At 71.4% G+C, this 20663-nt stretch carries 18 protein-coding genes; 8 read left to right on the top strand and 10 right to left on the bottom strand.

The genetic code is table 11. From position 1 onward, the window contains the following. Positions 1 to 101: 101 nt before the first annotated feature. Both edd and zwf read right to left on the bottom strand, forming a co-directional pair. Positions 102 to 2045 (bottom strand): phosphogluconate dehydratase, encoded by a 1944-nt coding sequence (gene edd / locus AB0H84_RS17490; protein ID WP_357604434.1) that lies wholly within the window; start codon positions 2043 to 2045, stop codon positions 102 to 104. Next, entirely contained in the window at positions 2042 to 3532 is a 1491-nt protein-coding gene (gene zwf, locus AB0H84_RS17485; RefSeq protein ID WP_357604431.1) for a glucose-6-phosphate dehydrogenase, read from the bottom strand. The genes edd and zwf overlap by 4 nt, the downstream gene beginning before the upstream one ends. Before the next feature lie 141 nt (positions 3533 to 3673). Here zwf and AB0H84_RS17480 point away from each other — a divergent pair, with 141 nt between their 5' ends. Then, entirely contained in the window at positions 3674 to 4903 is a 1230-nt protein-coding gene (locus AB0H84_RS17480; RefSeq protein WP_357604428.1) for an ROK family transcriptional regulator, read from the top strand. Positions 4904 to 4918: 15 nt separating this feature from the next. On the opposite strand, the gene AB0H84_RS17475 is transcribed toward AB0H84_RS17480, so the two are convergent. Then, positions 4919 to 6493, bottom strand: a complete 1575-nt coding sequence (locus AB0H84_RS17475; protein ID WP_357604425.1) for an ATP-binding cassette domain-containing protein — start codon at positions 6491 to 6493, stop codon at positions 4919 to 4921. A gap of 77 nt (positions 6494 to 6570) precedes the next feature. Here AB0H84_RS17475 and AB0H84_RS17470 point away from each other — a divergent pair, with 77 nt between their 5' ends. Further along, positions 6571 to 7221, top strand: coding sequence for a TetR/AcrR family transcriptional regulator C-terminal domain-containing protein (locus AB0H84_RS17470; RefSeq protein ID WP_357604422.1), 651 nt, complete (start codon positions 6571 to 6573; stop codon positions 7219 to 7221). A gap of 22 nt (positions 7222 to 7243) precedes the next feature. Here the strand turns inward: AB0H84_RS17470 and AB0H84_RS17465 are convergent, their stop codons facing one another. The 3 genes from AB0H84_RS17465 to AB0H84_RS17455 form a co-directional block, all read right to left on the bottom strand. Beyond that, positions 7244 to 8632: an MFS transporter gene (locus AB0H84_RS17465; protein WP_357604419.1), complete on the bottom strand. Its 1389-nt coding sequence runs from the start codon at positions 8630 to 8632 to the stop codon at positions 7244 to 7246. A 218-nt stretch (positions 8633 to 8850) separates the two neighbouring features. Beyond that, positions 8851 to 9426 carry a hypothetical protein gene (locus AB0H84_RS17460; RefSeq protein ID WP_357604416.1) on the bottom strand — a complete coding sequence of 192 codons (576 nt, stop codon included), beginning with the start codon at positions 9424 to 9426 and terminating at the stop codon, positions 8851 to 8853. A 69-nt stretch (positions 9427 to 9495) separates the two neighbouring features. After that, complete coding sequence (locus AB0H84_RS17455) at positions 9496 to 10197, bottom strand: DUF2470 domain-containing protein (RefSeq protein WP_357604414.1); 702 nt, start codon at positions 10195 to 10197, stop codon at positions 9496 to 9498. Positions 10198 to 10265: 68 nt separating this feature from the next. Between AB0H84_RS17455 and rpsD the strand changes: the two genes are divergently transcribed. Both rpsD and AB0H84_RS17445 read left to right on the top strand, forming a co-directional pair. Further along, on the top strand, positions 10266 to 10880 hold the full coding sequence (gene rpsD / locus AB0H84_RS17450; protein WP_357605044.1) for a 30S ribosomal protein S4: 615 nt from the start codon (positions 10266 to 10268) through the stop codon (positions 10878 to 10880). A gap of 2 nt (positions 10881 to 10882) precedes the next feature. Next, the gene (locus AB0H84_RS17445; RefSeq protein WP_357604411.1) at positions 10883 to 12091 is read left to right on the top strand and encodes a low temperature requirement protein A; all 1209 of its coding nucleotides are present in this window, start codon (positions 10883 to 10885) and stop codon (positions 12089 to 12091) included. A gap of 23 nt (positions 12092 to 12114) precedes the next feature. Here AB0H84_RS17445 and AB0H84_RS17440 read toward each other — a convergent pair whose 3' ends face one another. Next, the gene (locus tag AB0H84_RS17440; protein ID WP_357604408.1) at positions 12115 to 12906 is read right to left on the bottom strand and encodes an ion transporter; all 792 of its coding nucleotides are present in this window, start codon (positions 12904 to 12906) and stop codon (positions 12115 to 12117) included. A 119-nt stretch (positions 12907 to 13025) separates the two neighbouring features. On the opposite strand from AB0H84_RS17440, the gene AB0H84_RS17435 reads away from it, so the two are divergent. Beyond that, positions 13026 to 13334, top strand: coding sequence for a DUF4190 domain-containing protein (locus AB0H84_RS17435; RefSeq protein WP_357604405.1), 309 nt, complete (start codon positions 13026 to 13028; stop codon positions 13332 to 13334). Here the strand turns inward: AB0H84_RS17435 and AB0H84_RS17430 are convergent. Next, a complete protein-coding gene (locus tag AB0H84_RS17430) occupies positions 13254 to 13955 on the bottom strand; it encodes a TetR/AcrR family transcriptional regulator (RefSeq protein WP_357604402.1) in 702 nt (233 codons plus the stop codon). The two genes, AB0H84_RS17435 and AB0H84_RS17430, sit on opposite strands and share 81 nt — an antisense overlap. A 66-nt stretch (positions 13956 to 14021) precedes the next feature. Between AB0H84_RS17430 and AB0H84_RS17425 the strand changes: the two genes are divergently transcribed. Then, positions 14022 to 14762, top strand: a complete 741-nt coding sequence (locus AB0H84_RS17425) for an ATP-binding cassette domain-containing protein (protein WP_357604400.1) — start codon at positions 14022 to 14024, stop codon at positions 14760 to 14762. Then, complete coding sequence (locus tag AB0H84_RS17420; RefSeq protein ID WP_357604398.1) at positions 14762 to 15487, top strand: ABC transporter permease; 726 nt, start codon at positions 14762 to 14764, stop codon at positions 15485 to 15487. Before AB0H84_RS17425 ends, AB0H84_RS17420 begins: the two co-directional genes overlap by 1 nt. Positions 15488 to 15493: 6 nt before the next feature. Here AB0H84_RS17420 and AB0H84_RS17415 read toward each other — a convergent pair whose 3' ends face one another. Continuing rightward, the gene (locus tag AB0H84_RS17415; RefSeq protein ID WP_357604396.1) at positions 15494 to 16852 is read right to left on the bottom strand and encodes a S8 family serine peptidase; all 1359 of its coding nucleotides are present in this window, start codon (positions 16850 to 16852) and stop codon (positions 15494 to 15496) included. A gap of 184 nt (positions 16853 to 17036) precedes the next feature. On the opposite strand from AB0H84_RS17415, the gene AB0H84_RS17410 reads away from it, so the two are divergent. Continuing rightward, positions 17037 to 19076 carry a spermidine synthase gene (locus AB0H84_RS17410; RefSeq protein WP_357604394.1) on the top strand — a complete coding sequence of 680 codons (2040 nt, stop codon included), beginning with the start codon at positions 17037 to 17039 and terminating at the stop codon, positions 19074 to 19076. Here the strand turns inward: AB0H84_RS17410 and AB0H84_RS17405 are convergent. Continuing rightward, entirely contained in the window at positions 19071 to 20621 is a 1551-nt protein-coding gene (locus tag AB0H84_RS17405) for an LCP family protein (RefSeq protein WP_357604392.1), read from the bottom strand. The two genes, AB0H84_RS17410 and AB0H84_RS17405, sit on opposite strands and share 6 nt — an antisense overlap. Positions 20622 to 20663 lie beyond the last annotated feature (42 nt).

Below are 20663 nucleotides of genomic sequence, written 5' to 3'. Positions count from 1 at the left end.
GGCGGCGACATGGTCGCACGCCGTCCCCCGAAGGATGCCACGAGCGCGCACGCCATCCCAGGCGGGGTGGCGAACCCTCCGCCGGTGACGGTGGCGATCGCTCACCGCGCCAGTCCGGCGTGCTGGGCGCCCGCCGGGGCGCCGCTCTCCAGGTGGGAGGCGCCGGCCTCGGCGGGGAAGCCGAGTCCCGGGCCGTGGTCGGGCGACTCGGCGCCGCTCAGGCCGAAGATCCCGGCGCCCTGCTCGGCGTGCCCCGCCATCCGGCGGAACGCCGCGAACAGCTCGCGGCCCGTGCCCACCCACTGCGCGTCGCTCAGCGGGCGGCCCTCGGGCGTGCGCCGGGCCAGCTCCTCGGCGGGCACCAGCAGCTCCAGCGTCCCGGCGGCCGAGTCGAGCCTGATCACGTCGCCGTCGCGGACGAGCGCGATCGGCCCGCCGTCGGCGGCCTCGGGCGACAGGTGGATGGCCGCGGGCACCTTGCCCGACGCGCCGGACATGCGCCCGTCGGTGACGATCGCCACCCGCTGCCCCCTGTCGAGCAGCACGGCCAGCGGCGGCGTGAGCTTGTGCAGCTCGGGCATGCCGTTCGCGCTCGGCCCCTGGTAGCGGATGACCGCCACGAAGTCCTGCCCGTCCAGCTCGCCCGCCTCGAACGCCTTCAGCAGGTCCAGCTGGTCGTCGAAGACCTTGGCCGGCGCCTCGATCACCAGGTGCTCCGGCTTGACCGCGGACACCTTGGAGACGGCCCGGCCCAGGTTGCCGGAGACCATGTGGATGCCGCCGTCCGCCGAGAACGGCGCCGCGACCGGCCGCAGCACGTCCAGGTCGGAGCTGCCGCCCGTGACCGGCGACCACACCAGCTCGCCGTCGACCAGCTCGGGAGCCTCCCGGTAGCGGTCGAGGCCGCGCCCGGCCACGGTCATGACGTCCGCGTGCAGCAGGCCCTCGTCGAGCAGGTCGCCGATGAGCACCTGCATGCCGCCGGCGTCGCGGAAGTGGTTCACGTCCGCCTGGCCGTTCGGGTAGATCTTGGTGAGCGACGGCACGGCCCCCGACAGGCGGGCGAAGTCATCCCAGGTCAGGACGATCCCCGCGGCGGCGGCCATGGCCACCAGGTGGATCGTGTGGTTCGTGGAGCCGCCGGTGGCCAGCAGGGCGACGCAGGCGTTCACGATGGCCTTCTCGTCGACCAGCTCACCGATCGGCGTGTACTCCGAGCCGTGCGCGGTGATCTCCACCGCCCGGCGCCCGGCCGCCCCGGTGAGCGCGTGGCGCAGCTCGGTGTGCGGGTTGACGAACGTCGAGCCCGGCAGGTGCAGGCCCATGACCTCCATCAGCGCCTGGTTGGAGTTCGCGGTGCCGTAGAAGGTGCAGGTGCCGGGGGAGTGGTACGACTTGGCCTCGGCGTCGAGCAGTTCCACGCGCCCCACCTTGCCCTCGGCGAAGAGCTGGCGGGTGCGCGCCTTGACCTTGTTCGGCAGCCCGGAGGTCATCGGCCCGGCCGGCACGAAGATCGCCGGCAGGTGCCCGAAGTGCAGCGCCCCGATGAACAGGCCCGGCACGATCTTGTCGCACACGCCCAGCAGCAGCGTCGCGTCGAACATGTCGTGCGACAGCGCGATCGCGGTCGCCATGGCGATCACGTCACGGCTGTAGAGGGAGAGCTCCATGCCGGCCCGCCCCTGGGTGATGCCGTCGCACATCGCGGGCACGCCGCCCGCCACCTGCGCCACGCCACCTGCCTTGCGCACGGCCGCCTTCAGCTCCGGCGGGTACGTCTCATACGGCTGGTGCGCGGACAGCATGTCGTTGTAGCTGGTCACGATCGCCACGCCCGGCTTCGCGCTGCCCATCAGAGCGGGCTTGTCCTCGGCGGGCGCGCTCGCGAAGCCGTGCGCCAGGTTCGCGCACCCGAGGTGGGCGCGGGCCGGTCCCTTGGCCCTGGCGGCCTCGCCGTCGCGGCGGATGCGCTCCAGGTAGATGGCCCGGCTGGCGGCACTCCGCTCAATGATCCGATCGGTGACGTCCTGAATGACGGGGTTCACAGTTCTTCCTCCTCGTGCCAGGCGCGACCGCTGCGGCCGAGCAGTTCGTGGGCTCCGGCGGGGCCGGTGGTTCCGGCGGGGTACGGCTCCGGCAGGTCGGCGGAGGCCTCCCAGGCCGACAGGATCGGATCGATCCAGCGCCAGGCCGCCTCCACCTCGTCGCGCCGCATGAACAGCGTCGGGTTGCCGGCCAGCACGTCCATCAGCAGCCGCTCGTACGCCTCGGGCACCCGCGCCGTGAACGTCTTGCCGAAGTTCAGCGACAGCGGCACCGGCTTCAGTGTCACCTCGCCCGCGCCCGGCTCCTTGGCCATGATGTGCAGCTCGATGCCCTCCTCCGGCTGGAGCCGCAGCACCAGGCGGTTCGGGCTGCCGCCGGGGAAGATGGAGTGCGGCACGTCCTTGAACTGCACCACGATCTCCGACCTGCGGTACGGCATGCGCTTGCCGGTCCGCAGGTAGAACGGCACGCCGGCCCACCGCCAGTTCTTGATCTCGGCCCGGATCGCGGTGAACGTCTCCACCCGCTGCGACGCCTCGGTGGGCGGCGTGGACGCGGGCTCGTCCAGGTAGCCCGGCAGCCCCTCCGCCTCCGTGTACTGGCCGCGCACGGTGAACCGTGCCACCTCCGTGCCGGTGATCGGCCGCAGGGCCTGCAGCACCTTGACCTTCTCGTCGCGGATGGCCTCGCGGTCGTTGCGGGCCGGCGGCTCCATCGCGGTCAGCGTGAGGAGCTGGAGCAGGTGGTTCTGCACCATGTCGCGCAGCGCGCCCGCGTGGTCGTAGTAGCCGCGCCTGCCGGGCGTGCCCACGGTCTCCGCGGCGGTGATCTGGACGTGGTCGATCCAGAGGGAGTTCCAGATCGGCTCGAGGAAGGCGTTGGCGAAGCGCAGGACCAGCAGGTTCTGGACGGTCTCCTTGCCCAGGTAGTGGTCGATGCGGAAGATCTGGCGCTCCTCGAAGATCGCGCCGACCTCGTCGTTGATCCGCTGCGCGCTCGGCAGGTCGTGGCCGAGCGGCTTCTCCAGCACCACGCGCGAGCGCGGCGTCACCAACCCGGCCTCGTCCAGCTCGCGGCAGAAGGGGCCGAACGTCCTGGGCGGGCTGGCCAGGTAGAAGACCCGGTCGCGCTGCTCGTACCCGGCCAGGAGCCTGCTCAGCGCGCTCCACCCGGATTTGTCGGCCCCGCTTTCCGGCCCGCCGACGTCGACCGACACGTGGTGCAGGCGGCCGAGGAAGCGCTGCCACAGGGCGGGATCGTCCATCGGGACCTGGTCGCGTACCTCGGCGTCCACCTTGCCGCGGAAGTCGGCGTCGGTCAGCCCGCCCCTGGACATGGCGATGACGCGGGTCTCCGGGGAGAGCCGGCCTTCCCTGTCGCTGTGGTACAGCGCCGGGAGCAGCTTGCGCATGGACAGGTCGCCCGTCCCGCCGAAGACGACGAGGTCGGCGGTGTGGGCGGGGCTGGCGGTCGAGAGGGGGGACACGGTACGGGCTCCGATGATCTACCAAGCAGGGACAGAACGGACACTAACGAGAGTTAGGGTCGCACACAAGCGGAGTTTTGGCATTTGAGATAAAAAAGTCGGGACTTTTCATGACCTAACCCTGTGTGATTCACTTGGTCGATGCCTCGACGTACCGCCGCGACCCTCGCCAGCAGTGGTGAGGTGCTCCGCCTCATCCGCACCGGTGAGGCCGTGACGCGGGCCGACATCGGCCGGGTGACCGGCCTGTCGCGTCCCGCGGTGCAGCTGCGCGTCGGCGAGCTGCTGGAACGCGGCCTGGTCGTGGAGCGCGACGACGCCCCTTCCACGGGCGGGCGGCCGCCGGTCCGGCTGGAGTTCAACGCCTCGGGCGGCGTGGTCCTGGTGGCGGCGCTCGGCGCCACCCGCACCAGGGTGGCCCTCTGCGACCTGGCCGGGCACGAGCTGGCCGGGCGCGAGTTCGCGATGGACGTGGAGGAAGGCCCCGACGTCGTGCTGCCGCTGCTCATGGACACCTGGGACGAGCTGCTCGGCGACCGGCCGCGCTCGATGATCAGGGGTGTCGGGATGGGCGTGCCGGCCACGGTCGAGTTCGCGCACGGCCGCGCGGAGAGCGCACGGGTGATGGCGTCGTGGACCGGCGTGGTGATCCCGCCGATCATCCGTGAGCGCTTCCCCGTCCCCGTGCTCGTGGACAACGACGTGAACGTGCTGGCCATCGGCGAGCACCGCGGCGCCTACCCCGATCTGGACGACCTGATGTTCGTCAAGATCTCGACCCGGATCGGCGCCGGGGTCATCTCCGGCGGCGGCATCCTGCGCGGCGCGCTCGGCGCCGCGGGCGAGATCGGGCACATCCCGGTGCTGGACGGCGGCGACGTGCTCTGCCGCTGCGGCAACACCGGCTGCGTCGACTCCGTGGCCAGCGGCACCGCCCTGCTGCGCGAGCTGCGCGCGAAGGGCAAGGACGTCAGGACGATCGCGGACGTGACCGCGCTGGTGCGGGCGGGCGACGCCGAGACCATGGCGACCGTGCGCAGGGCCGGCCGCAGGATCGGCGAGGTGCTGGCGATGGCCGTGAACATCCTCAACCCGTCGGTGGTGGTGCTGGGCGGCGACGTGGCCGAGGCGTTCGGCCCGCTGGTGTCGAGCATCCGCGAGGTCGTCTACCGCCGCTCCACGGCCCTGGCGACCCGGCGGCTGCGCATCGAGCCGAGCCGCCTCGGCGCGGGGGCGGGCATCAGCGGGTGCGCGGTCATGGTGCTCGACCACGTGCTCTCGCCGGAGGCCGTGGACGAGACCATGACCCTCTCGGCCCTGTCCCGCCCCACCCGCTCCTCTGCCCCGTCCTTCACGCCCGCGCCGTTGTAACCGGACGCCGGGCGGTCAGACGTCCCAGCGGGGAGTGTCGCTCTCGCGGACGAGACCGTCGGCGCCGAAGATCAGATACCGGTCGAGGTCCGCGGCGAACCAGCGGTCGTGCGTGACCGCCAGCACCGTGCCCTCGTACCCGGCGAGCCCCTGCTGCAGCGCCTCCGCGCTGGCCAGGTCCAGGTTGTCGGTCGGCTCGTCGAGCAGCAGCAGCGTCGCCCCCGACAGCTCCAGCAGCAGGATCTGGAGCCGGGCCTGCTGCCCGCCCGACAGCGTCTCGAACGGCTGCGCGCCGGCCGGCGCCAGCTCGTAACGGGCCAGCGCCGCCATCGCCTCGTTGCGGGTCATCGCGTGCTCCCGCATCACCACGTCGGCGGCGGCCCGCCCCGCCAGGTCCGGCCGCAGGTGCGTCTGCGCGAAATGCCCCGGTGACACCCGGGCGCCCAGCCGGGCCACGCCCGTGTGCGCGATCGGCTCGCCGGCCAGCAGCCGCAGGAAGTGGGACTTGCCGGTGCCGTTCATGCCCAGCACGCCGACGCACTCGCCGTACCAGATCTCGGTGGAGAACGGCCGCAGCAGCCCGCTCAGCTCGAGGTCCTCGCACATCACCGCCCGCTTCCCGGTACGCCCGCCGCGCAGCCGCATCCGGACGTTCTGCTCCTTGGGCGCGCGCTGCGGCGGCCCCGCCCGCTCGAACCGCTCCAGCCGCGTGACCGCCGACTGGTACGCCCCCGCCAGGGCGTCGTTGTTGGCCGAGCGCTGGCGCAGCATGTGGACCAGCCGGCGCAGCCTGGCCCGCTCGTCCTCCCACCGCCGCCGTCGCTCCTCGAGGCGCTCCCCGCGCTGCCTGCGGGCCTCGGCGTACGTCGCGAAGCCGCCGCCGTGCACCCAGACCTCGCGCCCCTCCACCGTGATGATCCGGTCGGCGGCCTCGGCCAGCAACTGCCGGTCGTGCGAGACGAGCAGCACCGTCTTGGCCGAGCCCTTGATCGCCCGCTCCAGCCACTGCTTGGCCCGCACGTCCAGGTAGTTGTCGGGCTCGTCCAGCAGCAGCACCTCGTCGGGCCCGCGCAGCAGCGCCTCCAGCATGAGCCGCTTCTGCTCCCCGCCCGACAGCGTGCCCAGCTGCCTGTCCTTCACCCTCTCGTACGGCAGCCCCAGAGCCTCGGTGGCGCACACGTCCCACACCACCTCCAGTTCGTACCCGCCCGCGTCGGCGTAGTCGGCGATGGCCTGGGCGTAGGCGAGCTGGGCGGGTTCGTCGTCGCTCCGGGCGATCGCCGCCTCGGCCGCCTCCAGCGCCGCGGCGGCGTCGCGGACGCGCCGCGGGGCGACGGCGATCAGCAGGTCGTGCACGGTGCCCGCACCGAGGAACTGCCGCATCACCCCGATCCCGCCGCCGCTCGCCACGCGGCCGTCCGACGGGGCCAGCTCGCCCGCGATCAGCCGCAGCAGCGTGGTCTTCCCCGCGCCGTTCGGCCCGACGAGCGCCGCCTTGGCGCCGGCGCCCACTTTGAAGGACGTCTCCAGCAGCAGCGGCCGGCCGTCCGGCAGCAGGTACGTCAGCCCGCTCACCTCAATGTGCCCCATGACGGCCCCCTCCACTCGATCGCCGTTCGACTAACTAGACCATCGATCCAGTCACTGGAACAACGTATTATCTCCGGGTGGAAACCGTGTGGTCGCGCCCCCAGAAGGCACCGAGGCAGACGCTGACACTTGACCGGATCGTGGCCGAGGCGGTCGCGCTGCTCGACGAGGAAGGCGTGGGCCGCCTGACCATGCGCCGCCTGGCCGAGCGGCTCGACACGGGCTCGACCACGCTCTACTGGCACGTCAAGACCAAGGACGACGTCCTCGACCTGGCCCTGGACGCCGTCTTCGGGGAGGTGCGCCTGCCGGTGGGCGGCTCCGGGTGGCAGGAGGCCGTACGCGAGCTCATCGGCGGCTGGCGCGCGGCCCTGCTGCGCCACCCGTGGTCGGCCACCATCCTCGACCGCCCGCTCATGGGGCCGAACGCGCTGGAGCGCACCGAGTTCCTCTACGCGACCCTGGCCGCAGCCGGCTTCGCCGCCCTGAAATCCGCCGCCTACAGCCTGTCCAACTACGTCATGGGCTCGGTCGTCATGCAGGTGACCTGGCAGGACCGCGACCGGGACGACACCGGCGAGTTCCTCAGGAAGCGCGCCGAGCGCTACCCGGCCCTCGCGGAGCACGGCCTCGACCACGCGTGGGACGCCACGTTCGACGAGGGCCTCGGCTACCTGCTGGACGGCATGGAGCAGGCGCGCAGGCGCGAAGACGGCCGGCCCGGGTGAGCCGGCCGCCTTCGGGGGATCGTCAGTCCTCGCGGGGCTGCTTCGGGAGCATCAGGCCGACCGCGAACGTCGTGGCGATCATCCCGGCCGCCACCCACAGCGTGATCGTGACGCTCCCGGTGCCGAAGTAGAGGGTGCCCAGCAGGGCCAGGCCCAGCGCCCCGCCCACCTGCTGGAGCGCGGTCAGCGCGCCGGAGGCGGAGCCGGTCTCCTGGGGCTCGACGGCGGCCATCACGATGCTGAAGTACGGGCTCATGATCAGCCCGCTGCCCAGCCCGGCCACCAGCAGCGCCGGGGCGAGCTGCCAGGGCGAGACCTCGGGGGAGGCGACGGCGATCACACCGGTCACGCCGAGCCCCATGACGATCGCGCCGGCCAGCAGCACCTTGCGGCCGTGCCTGCGGGCGGCCTGCGCGACGCCCATGCCTGCGATCATGCCCAGCGACGAGGGCACGCTGGTCAGCGCCGCCTTGAGCGGGGAGTAGCCCAGGCCGAGCTGGGTGTAGAGGCCGAGCACGAGGAAGAACCCGGTGAAGGCGGCGAAGTAGATCGTGCCGGTCGCCATGCCCGAGACGAACGCCCGCTTGCCGAACAGGCTGGGCGCCACCAGCGGGTCGCCGCCGCGCCGGGCCCTGCGCTTCTCGTAGGCCGCGAAGACCGCGAACACCGCCGCGGAGGCCGCCATCATCGCGAACGCCCACGCCGGCCAGCCGCTCTCGCGCCCCTGGACCAGCGGGAAGACCATGAGAACGGTGCCCGCGGAGGCCAGCGCGGCGCCCGGCAGATCCAGCCGCACGCCCTTGACCGGCCGGGAGGCGGGCAGGAAGCGCAGGGCGGCCAGCGCGGCGGCGGCCCCGAGCGGCAGGTTGATCAGGAAGATCAGCCGCCAGTCGACGCCGGTCAGCGCGCCCGCCAGGATCGGCCCGCCCACCGCGGACAGCCCCATGACCGGCCCGAACATCCCCATCGCCACCGCCAGCTCCTTGGGCGGGAACATTTCCTTCATCAGCCCCATGCCCTGGGGGATCATCGCCGCCCCGAACAGCCCCTGCACCACCCTGGCCGCGATGATCGTCTCGGGGGAGGCGGCCAGGGCGCACAGCAGCGACCCGACGGTGAACCCGACGACGCCGATGAGGAACATGCGCTTGCGCCCCACGATGTCCCCGAGCCGGCCGCCGGTCAGCAGGCCCGCGGTCATGGCGAGGGTGTAGGCCGCGCCGAGCCACTGGATCAGGGAGGTGCCGCCGCCGAGGTCGGCCCGCATCGTCGGGCCCGCGACGTTGGTGACGGTCGCGTCCAGCAACTCCATCACCGAGCCGGCGAGAACCACCGCGAGCGCGGGCCAGCGCCACTTGTAGGGCGCGGATGTGGCGGGTGCCTGCGCGGGGCGGGTGTCGAGGACGGTCATTCTCGGCCTCCAGAATCGGAACGGCTTGTTCTGTTCCAGACTATCAGAACGGAATGCTTCATTCCATTAATGGGCCAAGATCTTCCTGGGCCACGGAGCGCGTCAAGAGTGCGCGTCGTCACGGCGAGCAGCCCGTGGGCCTTCACGACCGGCCATGACCGACGGCAACGGGCGGCGGGGCGTGCGGCCCACCGTGCGCAGCCGTGAAGGACGGGGTTTCAGTGCTTTCTGGGGTGGCGCGTCCGGCCGGGCGGCACGTGAGTGCGGTCAGGGCGCGCGGCGGTGGGAGGCGGCGTCACGGACTGGTGGGTCGGTTGCGCCGCCGGGGCCGTGGCCGGCTCGGGCGTGGGTGTGGGCGTGGGCGTGCGGGAAGTCGAGGCGAGGGTCGGCCGGGTGGAGTTCGTTCGCCGTGAGGTCGGGTGCGCCTGCTTGGGGGTGGGACGGCGCGTGATGGCGGAGGAGCGCGTCGGGGGAGTGGAGGGCGCGCGCGTCGGGGGAGCGGAGGGGGCGCGCGTCGGGGGAGCGGAGGGGGCGCGTGTCGGGGGAGCGGTGCGGAGGCGGGATTCGGCGGCGACCGGGACGGAGCCGTCGCGGGCGCCGGGGCTGGAGTGGTGCCAGTCGACCGCGTCCAGCCGCCTGGCGGTGGACGCCCCGCTCACCAGGATGCCCGCCGTGGCCAGCATCACCGTGCCGAGCAGGACGCCCACGATCATCAGTGCTCGCTCCCGCCGCCCGCCCTCGCCGGCTAAGCCGGCGCGTTCGACGGGATCTGATGATCGTTCGGGTCCGCTCACCCCTCAAATGCTAGAGAGGCCGCGCCGATGCCAAGGGCGATCCGGACAAATCACAGAAAAATGTGATCTTCAACAGGTGCAGAGCAGGCCCCGCAGCGCCGTCTCCAAGCCCAGGCCGGAGCGCGCGGGAGCGGGCCAGGGGAAGCGCACCAGTGACTCGTCCACCCGCACGGTCGCCCCGAACCGGTCCAGCTCCCACAGCCACACCTCGCCGACCCGCTCCCCGAGCTGCCTGGAGACGCCGGCGGTCAGCTGTGCCCGGTGAGAGGCGTTGACATGCGCGAGCACCCGCTCGGCCGTCTCGGTCAACGGGTCGGGCGCCGCGTCCAGGTAGTCGTCGGCGTCCAGCAGGCCGGACTCCTGCCCGGTCAGGTAGACGACCTGGCCCACGTCCAGCCGGAGCAGCCGCGGCGCGCCGCGCTCCCCGAACCGCTCGAGCGCCTCGAACAGGCTCTCGTCGGCACAGTGAGTGGCCACCGCGACCGCCGCCGCGCGCGTCTCGCCCTCCGGTACGGCCTCCGCCCACCCCTGCACCTCGATCAGCCCGCGCGGATGCGTGACGGAGCCCAGCAGGCGCATCGCGGTCAGATTCACCGCCACGACGGCGTCCTCGCGCAGGCCGTGCAGCGGCTCCCCGGGCAGCACCAGCAGCACGGGCCGGCCGCGCTCGTCCACGCCTCCGCGCGCGGGCGCGGGGGCGCCGTCGACGGAGAGCGTGGCGACGCTCGCGCTCGCGGCGAGAGTGCGGACCCGCTCGGGGATCGGCAGCATGGACCCTCCATTCCAATGATAGGTTAGCCTCACCTAAGTAAGGATTACCTAATCACATCGAGGTGAACGTGCGCTACACCGGCCCCAAGGTGCGACTGTCGCGTCGCGCGGGCGTCCCGCTGACCAGGAAAGCCGTCCGCTACTTCGAGCAGCGCCCCTACCCGCCGGGCGAGCACGGCCGCAAGACCAACCGCCGCAGCACCGGCGACTACGGGCTGCGGCTGATGGAGAAGCAGAAGCTGCGCTGGTACTACGACGTGTCGGAGCGGCAGCTGCGCCGCTACTGGGACCTCGCCGTCCGCAAGCCGGGCGCGTCGGGCGCCGAGCTGGTCACGCTGCTGGAGAGCCGGCTGGCCTCACTCGTGCTGCGGGCCGGGCTCGCGCCGTCGATCTACGCGGCCAGGCAGTACATCAGCCACGGGCACATCGCCGTGGACGGCCGCAAGGTGGACATCCCCAGCTACCTGGTCAAGCCCGGACAGGTGATCACGGTCCGGGAGCGGTCCCGCAGGATGCAGCCGTTCGTGGCGGCCGCGGAAGGCGTGCACGCCGACGAGCGCATCGCCCCCTACCTCGCCGTGGACCACGCCGACCTGCGTTTCACGCTGACGCACCGGCCCGAGCGCGAGCAGATCGCGGTCCCCGTGGACGAACAGCTCGTCGTGGAGTTCTATTCTCGTTAGCCGTGACTGAAGCGGTAGAGCGCCATGCAAGCTGGTTAGAGCTCTTCTTCGACCTGGTTGTCGTCGTCGCGGTGGCGCAACTCGCCCACCGGCTCGCGCATCCCACGTGGGCGGACGTGGGGCTGTTCGTGGTGCTCTACTACGCCGTGTGGAGCGTGTGGACGACCTTGACGCTCTACTCCAACGCGGAGGCCGCGCGCACCCGCACGCGCGGCATGCTGATCGGGATGTTCGGGATCGCGGTGATGGCCGCCGCCGCGCCCGACGTCGCGCACGAGATGGCCGCGACGGGCGGCACGCACGACGGCTGGTTCATCGCCGCGTACATCACCTGCCGGATCGGCGCCTCGCAGACGCTGCAGCGCTCCGGCGTGGTCATGACGGCCTGGCCTGCGGCGCAGCTCGGCGCGGGCCTCATCCCGTGGTTCGCCTCCATCGGGGTCCAGGGGCCGGGGCGGTACTGGCTGTGGGGTGTCGGCGTCGTCCTCGACATGATCTTCTCCGTGCTGCAGAGCCGCAGGCCGGAGCGCATGGTCAGCGAGATGCAGCGGCAGGGCAAGCGGATGGAGGAGCGGGAGTTGCGCCGGGCGCGGCTCAGCGGACGGGTGCCGCGCCCGATCGAGGCGGTCAGGGCCGCCGTGCTCGACCCCACGCACCTGGGGGAGCGGCTCGGCCTGTTCGTGATCATCGTGATCGGCGAGGCGGTCATGCAGGTCGTGATGGCCGCCTCCGGGCAGTCCTGGGGCTGGGAGCTCGGCCTGGCGGCGGTCGCGGGATTCGGGCTGGTCGTCTCGCTGTGGTGGCTGACCCTGCAGTACGGCGTGAGCGCGGTGCCGGGCGCGGCCGAGCGGGGACTGCGGGCGTACGTGGCGCTGCCCGCGCACTTCGCGATGACCGTGGGCATCACCGCGACGGCGGCCGGGCTCGGCGCGGTCGCCGCCCATCCGGCCGAGCACCTGCACGGCGGCGTCGGCTGGGTGCTGGGCGCCGGCCTGGCGGTCTACTTCGCCGCCTCCACCGTGCTCGGCGTCGCCACGGGCGCCGAGCGGCGGTGGATCTGGGGATGGGCGCTGCCCTCGGTCGTCGCGCCGCTGGCGGTGGCCGCGGTGTCCGGCCTGATCGCGGGCTGGGCCGTGGTCGCGCTGGTGCTGGCCGCCACCCTGTGGCGGGTGGTCTACCGGCCGCGCGTCCGCGCGATGCAGCCGGCGTAGCGCCAGGCGGCCTCCCAAGGGGCTCAGTCCATGACGTCCTGCCTGCGTAGTGCCGCGACCTCCTTGCGGAGCTCGGCCAGCTCGTCCAGGATCCGCTGGGTCTGCGCGGTGGTGGTGTCCTCCAGCACCGCGCGCTCCTCGGCGCTCTCCTCGTCCATGGCGCTGACCACGACGGCCATGAAGAGGTTCAGGATCACGAACGTGCAGATCAGGATGAAGATGGTGAAGAAGATCCAGGCCGACGGATGCCGGCTCATCACCTCCCGGGCGATGTTGCCCCAGTCGTCGCCCGTCATCGTCTGGTAGAGGGTGAACAGCGAGGTCGGCAGGGTCCCGAAGCGATGGGGCGCGGTGTCCCCGTAGAGCTTGGTGGCCATCACGGCGGCCACGTACAGCACCAGGCCGAGCAGCACCACGATCGAGCTCATGCCCGGCATCGCGCGCAGCAGCGCCGACACCACGCGGCGCAGGCTCGGCACGACCGACAGCAGCCGCAGGGCACGCAGGATGCGCAGCGAGCGCAGCACCGACAGGCCGCCCGAGTGGGGGAGGAGGGCGATGCCGACGATCAACGTGTCGAAGATGTTCCACGGGTCGCGCACGAAGCGCGAGCGCTCGACATAGATCTTGGCCAGCAGCTCGGCGGCGAAGATGTACAGCGCGACGTGATCGACCGCGGTGAGCAGGTGGCCGTGGACGGCCACCACAGCCGGGAAGGTCTCCAGGCCGAGTGTGGCGGCGTTGAGCAGGATGACGCCGACGATGAAGCGCTGGAAGGCCGGATGAGCGAGGAAGGCGGCAGTGCGTTCACGCACGGGGACAGGCTCCTAAGAGATCCGAACAGGTGCTCCACCATGATCTCGCAACATGATCAAGAGGGAGGCTGTGGTATAAAACGCACCTGGATCCCGAACGGAGAGGGGGCGGAGCGACCATGTCCTATCCGGAGTACGGCCCCTCCTACTACGGGCCGCCGCCGCAGAGTCACCCGCAGGGCACCACCATCCTCGTGCTGGGCATCCTCAGCCTGGTGGTCTGCACGTTCATCGGCCCCTTCGCCTGGTCCCTGGGCACCAGGGCGCTGCGCGAGATCGACGAGAGCGGCTATTACTACGAGAACCGCGGCATGGTGCAGGCCGGGCGCATCTGCGGCATCATCAGCTCAGTCCTGATGATCCTCATGCTCGGCTTCCTCATCTTCGGCTTCGGGATCGCGCTGCTGAGCGGGGCCTTCTCCCGCTAGCAGGTCGCCGATGCCCGACTCCAGCAGGTCGAACGCCACGGCCGCCTGAGCCCTGAGGCCGGGCTCGATGCTCTCCCACTGCTCGCCCGCCAGCTGCCTGCGCAGCGCGGCCTGGGTGAGGATCCGCGTCGTGTTGAGGATGTGGGTGGCGACCAGGCGCGGCGTGAGGTCGTCGGCGTCGGCCCCGAGCTCGCCGGCCAGCGCCCGCGTCAGCGCGTCCTCCCGCTTCTCCTGCATCTCGCGTAGCTTCGCCACGAGCGAGGGCGCCTCGCTGACGATCCGGTCGAACACGTCGGCTCCCTGGTTGAGCCCGTAGCGCCAGTGGCGCGTGTCGAGCGCGTCGAAGAAGTCGCGGCGGAACGCCTCCACCGCGCTCTCCCCGGGCGCGCGCTCGCGCAGCACCTGCGGCGCCAGGTCGATCGCCACGTCCTGCCGGTCGGCGAACAGGTCCTCCTTGGTGCCGAAGTAGTTGAAGACCGTGTTGACCGACACGTCGGCGGTCCGCGCGATCTCGGCCACGGTCACGTTGTCGAACCCCTTGATCATGAACAGCCCCATCGCGATGTCCGCGATGCGCTGCCTGGTCTCGCGCTTCTTCCGCTCCCGCAGGCCCTCTTCCATGCCCTCATCGTACCCAACTTGCAGTGACTCCAAATTTATAGCTACTCTAAATTTGGAGGTGATGAAATGATCCGGACATCAGGTCTGAGCAAGACCTTCGACGGCGGCGTGGAAGCCGTCAAAGGCGTCGACATCTCGGTCGGGACCGGCGAGATCGTGGGTTTCCTCGGCCCGAACGGCGCCGGCAAGACCACGACCATGCGCATGCTGACCACGCTGCTGCGCCCCACCTCGGGCACCGCCACGGTGGCCGGCCACGACCTGCTCGGCGACGCGAGGCAGGTGCGCAGGCGCATCGGCTACGTCTCCCAGAGCGGCGGCATCTCGCCCGTGGCGCCCCTGCAGGGCGAGCTCGAGCTCCAGGCCATGCTGTACGGGCTGAGCCGCGGGGAGGCGGAGGCCAGGACGCGGGCGGCGCTGGAGCGGCTCGGGCTCACAGGGCTGGAGCAGAGGCCGGGCGCCGCGCTCTCGGGCGGCCAGCGCCGCCGCTTCGACATCGCGTTCGCCCTGCTGCACGACCCCGTCCTGCTCTTCCTCGACGAGCCCACGACCGGGCTCGACCCGCAGAGCCGGGCCAACCTGTGGGACCACATCCGCTCGCTACGGGAGGAGAAGGGCATGACGGTCTTCCTCACCACCCACTATCTGGACGAGGCCGACGCCCTGTGCGACCGGATTCTGATCATCGATGGCGGCCGGATCGTGACCGAGGGCGCCCCGGCCGAGCTCAAGACCGGCGGGCGCACGCTCGACGACGTGTTCCTCGACATCACCGGCAGGTCACTGCGCGAGGAAGCGGGGATCTGATGCTCCGCGAGACCTGGGTGCTGTTCCGCCACGGCGTGCGCGGCACGCTCCAGCAGAAGATCGGCATCGTCATCGGCGCGATCCAGCCGCTGCTCTTCCTGGTGCTGTTCGGGCCCATCTTCACCACGTTCGGCACGTGGGAGACGCTCGTTCCCGGGCTGATCATCCAGTTGGGGCTGATGAGCACGGGCATGGCCGGATTCGGGGTGGTGTTCGAGAAGCGCTCCGGCGTGCTGGAGCGGATCCGGGTCACCCCCGCCAGCCGCCTGGCGCTGCTGCTCGGGCGCGTGCTCAACAACACGCTGACGCTGGTGATCCAGTTGGTGCTGCTCCTCGCCGTCGCCTTCGCCTTCGGCCTGCGCGCTCCCGTGCCCGGGCTGGCCGCCGGGCTCGTGCTGGTGGTCGTGCTGGGGGTCAGCCTGGCCGCCCTGTCGTACGCGGTCGCGCTGACGATCAACGAGCAGCTGTTCGCGCCCGTGATGTCCACGGCGGTGGTCCCGCTGGTGCTGCTCTCCGGGTCGTTCCTGCCGATGTCGATGGCGCCGGGCTGGCTCGACGCCATCTCGCACATCAGCCCGTTCAGGTATGTGCTGGAGGCCCTGCGCGACCTGTTCAACGGCCGCTACCTGACGGGCACGGTGGGCCTGGGCGTGGCGGTGACCGCGGTGTTCGCCGCGGTCGGCCTCACGGTCGGGACCCGGGTCTTCAGCCGGCAGAACGCCTGACAGGCGTCAGGCCGCGCGATTGAGCCGTCGCTGGAGCGCGGCCAGGATCCCGGCCGGGTCCACGTTCCCGTAGCCGTAGTCGTAGTCGAAGCCCACCTCGCTGCGGTCCTCCGCGGTGCGCCGCAGCAGCGCCCGCAGCTGGGTGGGCGACAGCCTGGTGGCCGGCCACCGGGTGCGCACGGCGGCGACGAGCCCGGCGGCCACCGGCGTCGCCGCGGAGGTGCCCGAGTCGGGCGTGCCCTCGCCGAACGCCTTGGACCCGGAGAAATGCGTGTAGGCGCAGATGTCGGGCTTGCGGGCGGTCAACCGGCCGGGGCCCTGCGAGGAGTAGCCCACCCGCTCGCCGTTGACGTCGACGGCGCCGATCGACAGGACCTTCGGGTGGGAGTTGGCGCCCGCGATGGGCCGGCTGGGGAAGGCGCACCGGCCGTCGGGGCACTGCAGCCCGCAGTTGCCCGCCGCGAACAGCACGTCCGCCCCCGCCGCGTCCAGCTCGGCCACCATCAGGTTGAACGGGTGGGCGGCGTTGTCGGAGTAGTTGCCGGGATGCCCGACCGGGAAGTCCCACTCCGGGGAGAACGAGCCCCAGGAGTTGCTCACCACCAGCGCCCTGGTGGCGGCGGGCTGGGCGGAGAGCACGTCACGCAGGTGCGCGAACGCCGACACCGCGTCCGACAGCAGCCCGTCCATCGCCGTGCCGCCAGGGCGGGTGGACAGCAGCACCGGGATGTCGATCAGCGACGCCTGCGGGGCGGCGATGAGCGTGTCGAACGCGCACATCGTCCCGTGGTCGACCTCGAACTCGCCCGGCGTGCCCGACACGCCCTGCGGGCTCCACGACCGCGCGGCGTCCAGCGTGACGCCCCTGCCGAGCTGCCTGGCCGTGTAGGCCGCGTTGATCCCGGTGTCGAGGACGGCCAGCGCCACCCCGGTGCCGTCGAGCCCTTCCGCGTGCAGCGCCGGCACGTTCAGCAGCCGCTCGACGTCGTGCCAGTCGCCGACCGGCGGGTCGCCCCCGCACGTCTGCGTGGTCCCGATCACCGGATCGGCGAAGACGCCGACCACGTCGGGCCTGAGGGCGGGGAGCATCGCGATCCTGGAGGCCGGCTCGTCGTCCGAGATCGTCCCGCGTACCAGCACCGAGGCGTCCTCGGCGGCCAGCGAGAAGGCGAGCGGCTGGTTGAGCGAGAGCGGATCGCCGCCCGCCGCGGGGACGGGCCGCGCGACGGCCACCGGAACGAAGGCGGGGTCGAGCTCGACCCCCGGCAGGCCGTCGGCCACGTCGGCCGTGGTCGCGGTCCGGCCTGAGTCGGCGACGGCCGCGACCAGATCGGGGGAGGGGCGGAGCTGGATCAGAACCCGCATGTGTCACCACCGGAGGACGGGGAGGGAAACGAACTCCCCAACTTTCATCCATTCCATGGTTTGGCGTCCAGCGAGTTTCAGGTCTTTGACCTGCGTAAATGCCGTAATTCGTATGAAGCGGACGACATTTCTCGCCGGCCGCCGGACTTCCTAGTTTTCTCTCTCTTCACTACGGTGAGGCAGCATGACGCTCCAGGCGCAGAAGCCGGTCGGGGACGGGGAAAGAGCTCATTGGCTGGCGGTGCGGCCGAGGCTCGTCCTCGCCAGCGCCTTCATGCTCTTCCTCGAGCTGGCACTCATCCGGTGGACCGGGTCGAACATCGTCCATCTCAGCTATTTCACGAATTTCGTGCTGCTCGGCTCATTTCTCGGCATCGGGCTCGGGTTCCTGCGCGTGGGGCGGTCGCGGCGGCAGCCCTACTACTCGCCCGTCGTGCTCGCCCTCCTGGTCGCCGTCGTCCTGACGTTCCCCGTGACGGTCGACAGGAACACCGAGGGCGTCCTCTACTGGACGAGCCTGTCCACCAGTGGCCCGCCCGCCTGGCTGATCCTGCCGGTCATCTTCTGCGCCGCCGCGCTGGTGCTCATGGGGCCCGCCGAGCTCGTCGGGCGCTGCTTCCCCGAGCTGCCGCGCCTGGAGGCGTACCGCTACGACCTGATCGGCAGCCTCAGCGGGATCGCGGCGTTCACGGCGCTGTCGTTCCTGAGCGCGCCGCCGGTGTTCTGGGGGCTGATCGCGGCCATCTGCTACGGCCTGCTGCTCGTGCCCCGGCCGCGCTCGCTCTATGTCGGGCTGGTCACCGTGCCCTCGCTGGCCGTGGTGGGGCTGCTGCTGGCCGAGACGCTCACCGCCGGGGCGATCTGGTCGCCGTACTACAAGGTCACGGCCAGGCAGCTCACGCAGCTCGGCGTGCTCGTCACCGACATCGCGGTCAACGGCATCCCGCACCAGCAGGCCGTGCCCGCCGCCGCCCGCCTGCAGTGGGAGGCCCAGTACGGGCTCCCGTACGAGCGGAACGCGAAACAGCCCCAGGACGTGCTCATAGTCGGCGCGGGCAGCGGCACCGACGTGGCCATCGCGCTGTCCAAGGGCGCGAACCGGGTGGACGCCGTGGAGATCGACCCCAAGCTGCGCGAGCTCGGCGGCTCGGTCCACCCCGACCGGCCGTACGACGACCCGCGCGTCACCACCCACATCACCGACGGGCGCGCCTTCCTGGAGCGCACGGACGACAAGTACGACCTGATCCTCTTCGCCCTGCCCGACTCGCTCACCCTCGTCTCCGGGGCCTCCTCGCTGCGCCTGGAGAGCTACCTGTTCACCGAGGAGGCCATGCGGGCCGCCCGCGCCCACCTCAAGCCGGGCGGCACGTTCTCGATGTACAACTACTACCGCGAGAGCTGGCTCGTCGACCGCCTCGCCTCCACGATGCAGCGCGCCTTCGGCCACAAGCCCTGCGTGGACGTCGTCAGCACGGCCGGCCAGCAGGCCGTGATCACGGCCGGCCTGACCGCCTCCGACCAACGCTGCGCGGCCGAGTGGCCGGGCGCCGCCCCCGGCACCCCGCAGCCCGCCAACGACGACCGGCCCTTCCTCTACCTCAAGGACGCCACGATCCCGCCGATCTACCTCATCACGCTCGGCCTGATCCTCCTCGTCAGCCTCCTCGCCGTCCGCGTCGTGGCGGGGCCCTATGAGCGGATGCGCCCGTACTCGGACCTGTTCCTGCTCGGTGTGGCGTTCATGCTGCTGGAGACCAAGAGCGTGACCGGGTTCGCGCTGCTGTTCGGCACCACGTGGGTGGTGAACGCGATCGTCTTCGCCGGCGTCCTGGTCGCGGTCCTCGCCGCCGTCGAGGTCACCCGCCGCTTCCGCACCCCGCCCCTGCCGGTCATGTACGGCGTGCTCCTCGCGGGCCTGCTGCTGGCCTGGCTGGTGCCGAACGCGTGGCTCCTGTCGCTCCCGCTGCCGCTGCGGGCCGTGGCGGCCGTGGTCGTGGCGTTCCTGCCGATCTTCGCGGCCAACGTCGTCTTCGCCAAGCGCTTCGCCGACACGGCCGACGCGACCACGTCCTTCGGCGCGAACCTGCTGGGCGCCATGGTGGGCGGCTGCCTCGAGTACGCGGCGCTGGTGATCGGCTACAAGGGCCTGATCGTCGTGGCCGCGGTGCTCTACATCGGCGCCATGGCGCTGCTGCCGAGGAAGTCCGCAGCGGCGCTATGACAGGCCGCAGAGCTCGCTGAGAGACTTGGCGCCGCTCTTCTGGGAGTTCCTGGTCGGCGTCTGCGTGGGCGTCGCGGCCTGCGTGCGCGTCGGCGAGGCCGAGGACGACGTCACGCTGGGGGAGGCGGTCACATTGGCCGTCTGCGCCTGCCCGATGGGCCGCATCGAGTCGCTCAGCGCCTTCTTCGTCGCCTGGCGGATCTTCATCCAGTCCGGCCGGCCCGAGTAGAACTCCGGCGGGACGAACTGCAGGCTGGTGATCCGCGCGCCCTTGACCTTGACGGCCAGCTCCACCAGCGGCTGCACCAGGTGCTGCGGGATGTTGGTCCTGGCCAGCCGCTTGGCCGCGCCGGCGATCTTGGAGAAGTTGGTGAGGATCTTGGCGGGGGTTGCCTGCTGGGCGAAGGCGCCGATGACGCAGCGCTGGCGGGCCATGCGGGAGAAGTCGTCACTGTCCACGCGGGAGCGGCCGTACCAGAGCGCCTGCTCGCCCGAGAGCTTCCGGTAGCCCGCCTTGATGGTGCCCGCCGTGCCGTAGTGGCCGCCCCACTTGACGTCCTGCTCGACCCGGATCTTGAGGCCGCCGATGGCGTCGACCAGGTCCGCGAAGCCGTACATGTTCATCAGCATGTAGTAGTCGATCTTGAGGTTCAGCGTGTAGCCGATGGCGTCCATCAGCGCTCGTGGGCCCTTGTCCTTGCCGCCCATGAGCTGCGGGTTCTCGTTGGCGTACTGCCAGACCTCGTTGAGCAGCCCGCCGTTCGGGAGCTCGGCCATGTAGCCGTTCGGGAACTGCTTGTGCAGCGGCGACGACGGCGGGAAGCGCACGTGCTGCAGGTTGCGCGGCAGGCTGAACAGCACGGTGTTGCCGGTCTTGAGGTCCACGCTCGCCACGTTCATGCTGTCGGTCCGCACGCCGGTGCGGTTGCCCGCCGCGTCCCCGCCGATCAGCAGGAAGTTCACGCGGTCCTTGCCGCCCCACGGATCCTCGCCCTCCTTCGGAGGGGGCGGGACCTCGGGGTCGTCGGGCTCCGAGGGGAAGATCTCCTGGATCGTGTCCCGCAGGGTCAGGACATAGTTGGCCGTCAGCGCGAACGGCGACATCACCGCCACGCAGAGCACTCCGACCACGATGCCGGTCAGCACCTGGCCCTGCTGGTTCAGCCGGTTGGGGCCGAGCACGATGTACGAGGTCACGAGCACCGCGAACCACGCCAGAGCGAAGACCGAGGCCACCACGACCACGGAGACCATCTTCCCGTCTCCGGCGAACGAGGTGTAGTCCTCCATGTTGCGATGGGTGAGCCAGAAGGCCAGGGCCGCCAGCAGCAGCACCACGTACGCGCCGAGGAGCGCCAGCCCGGCACGGCGGCGCCCGGCGCGCAGATGGGCGGCGCCGGGCGCGATGGCGGACAGGGCGGTCCACCCGAGTACGGCGGCGGACGTGAGGGGCTTGGCGAAGCGGGGGGCCGAGGAGCCGGGACGCGGGCGGATGGGCCGTTTCCCGTCGCCAGGCACGGTCTCTGCCCCGTCGCTGTTGCTCACGCCCGGCTCCTTATACGCCTTACCAGGTAAAACTGGTGTTTG

Source organism: Nonomuraea sp. NPDC050786, from assembly GCF_040654115.1.
In the GTDB taxonomy this organism is placed as follows: domain Bacteria; phylum Actinomycetota; class Actinomycetes; order Streptosporangiales; family Streptosporangiaceae; genus Nonomuraea.
Note: the sequence above shows the minus strand (reverse complement) of the source record. Positions and strands in the feature narration are given on the sequence as shown.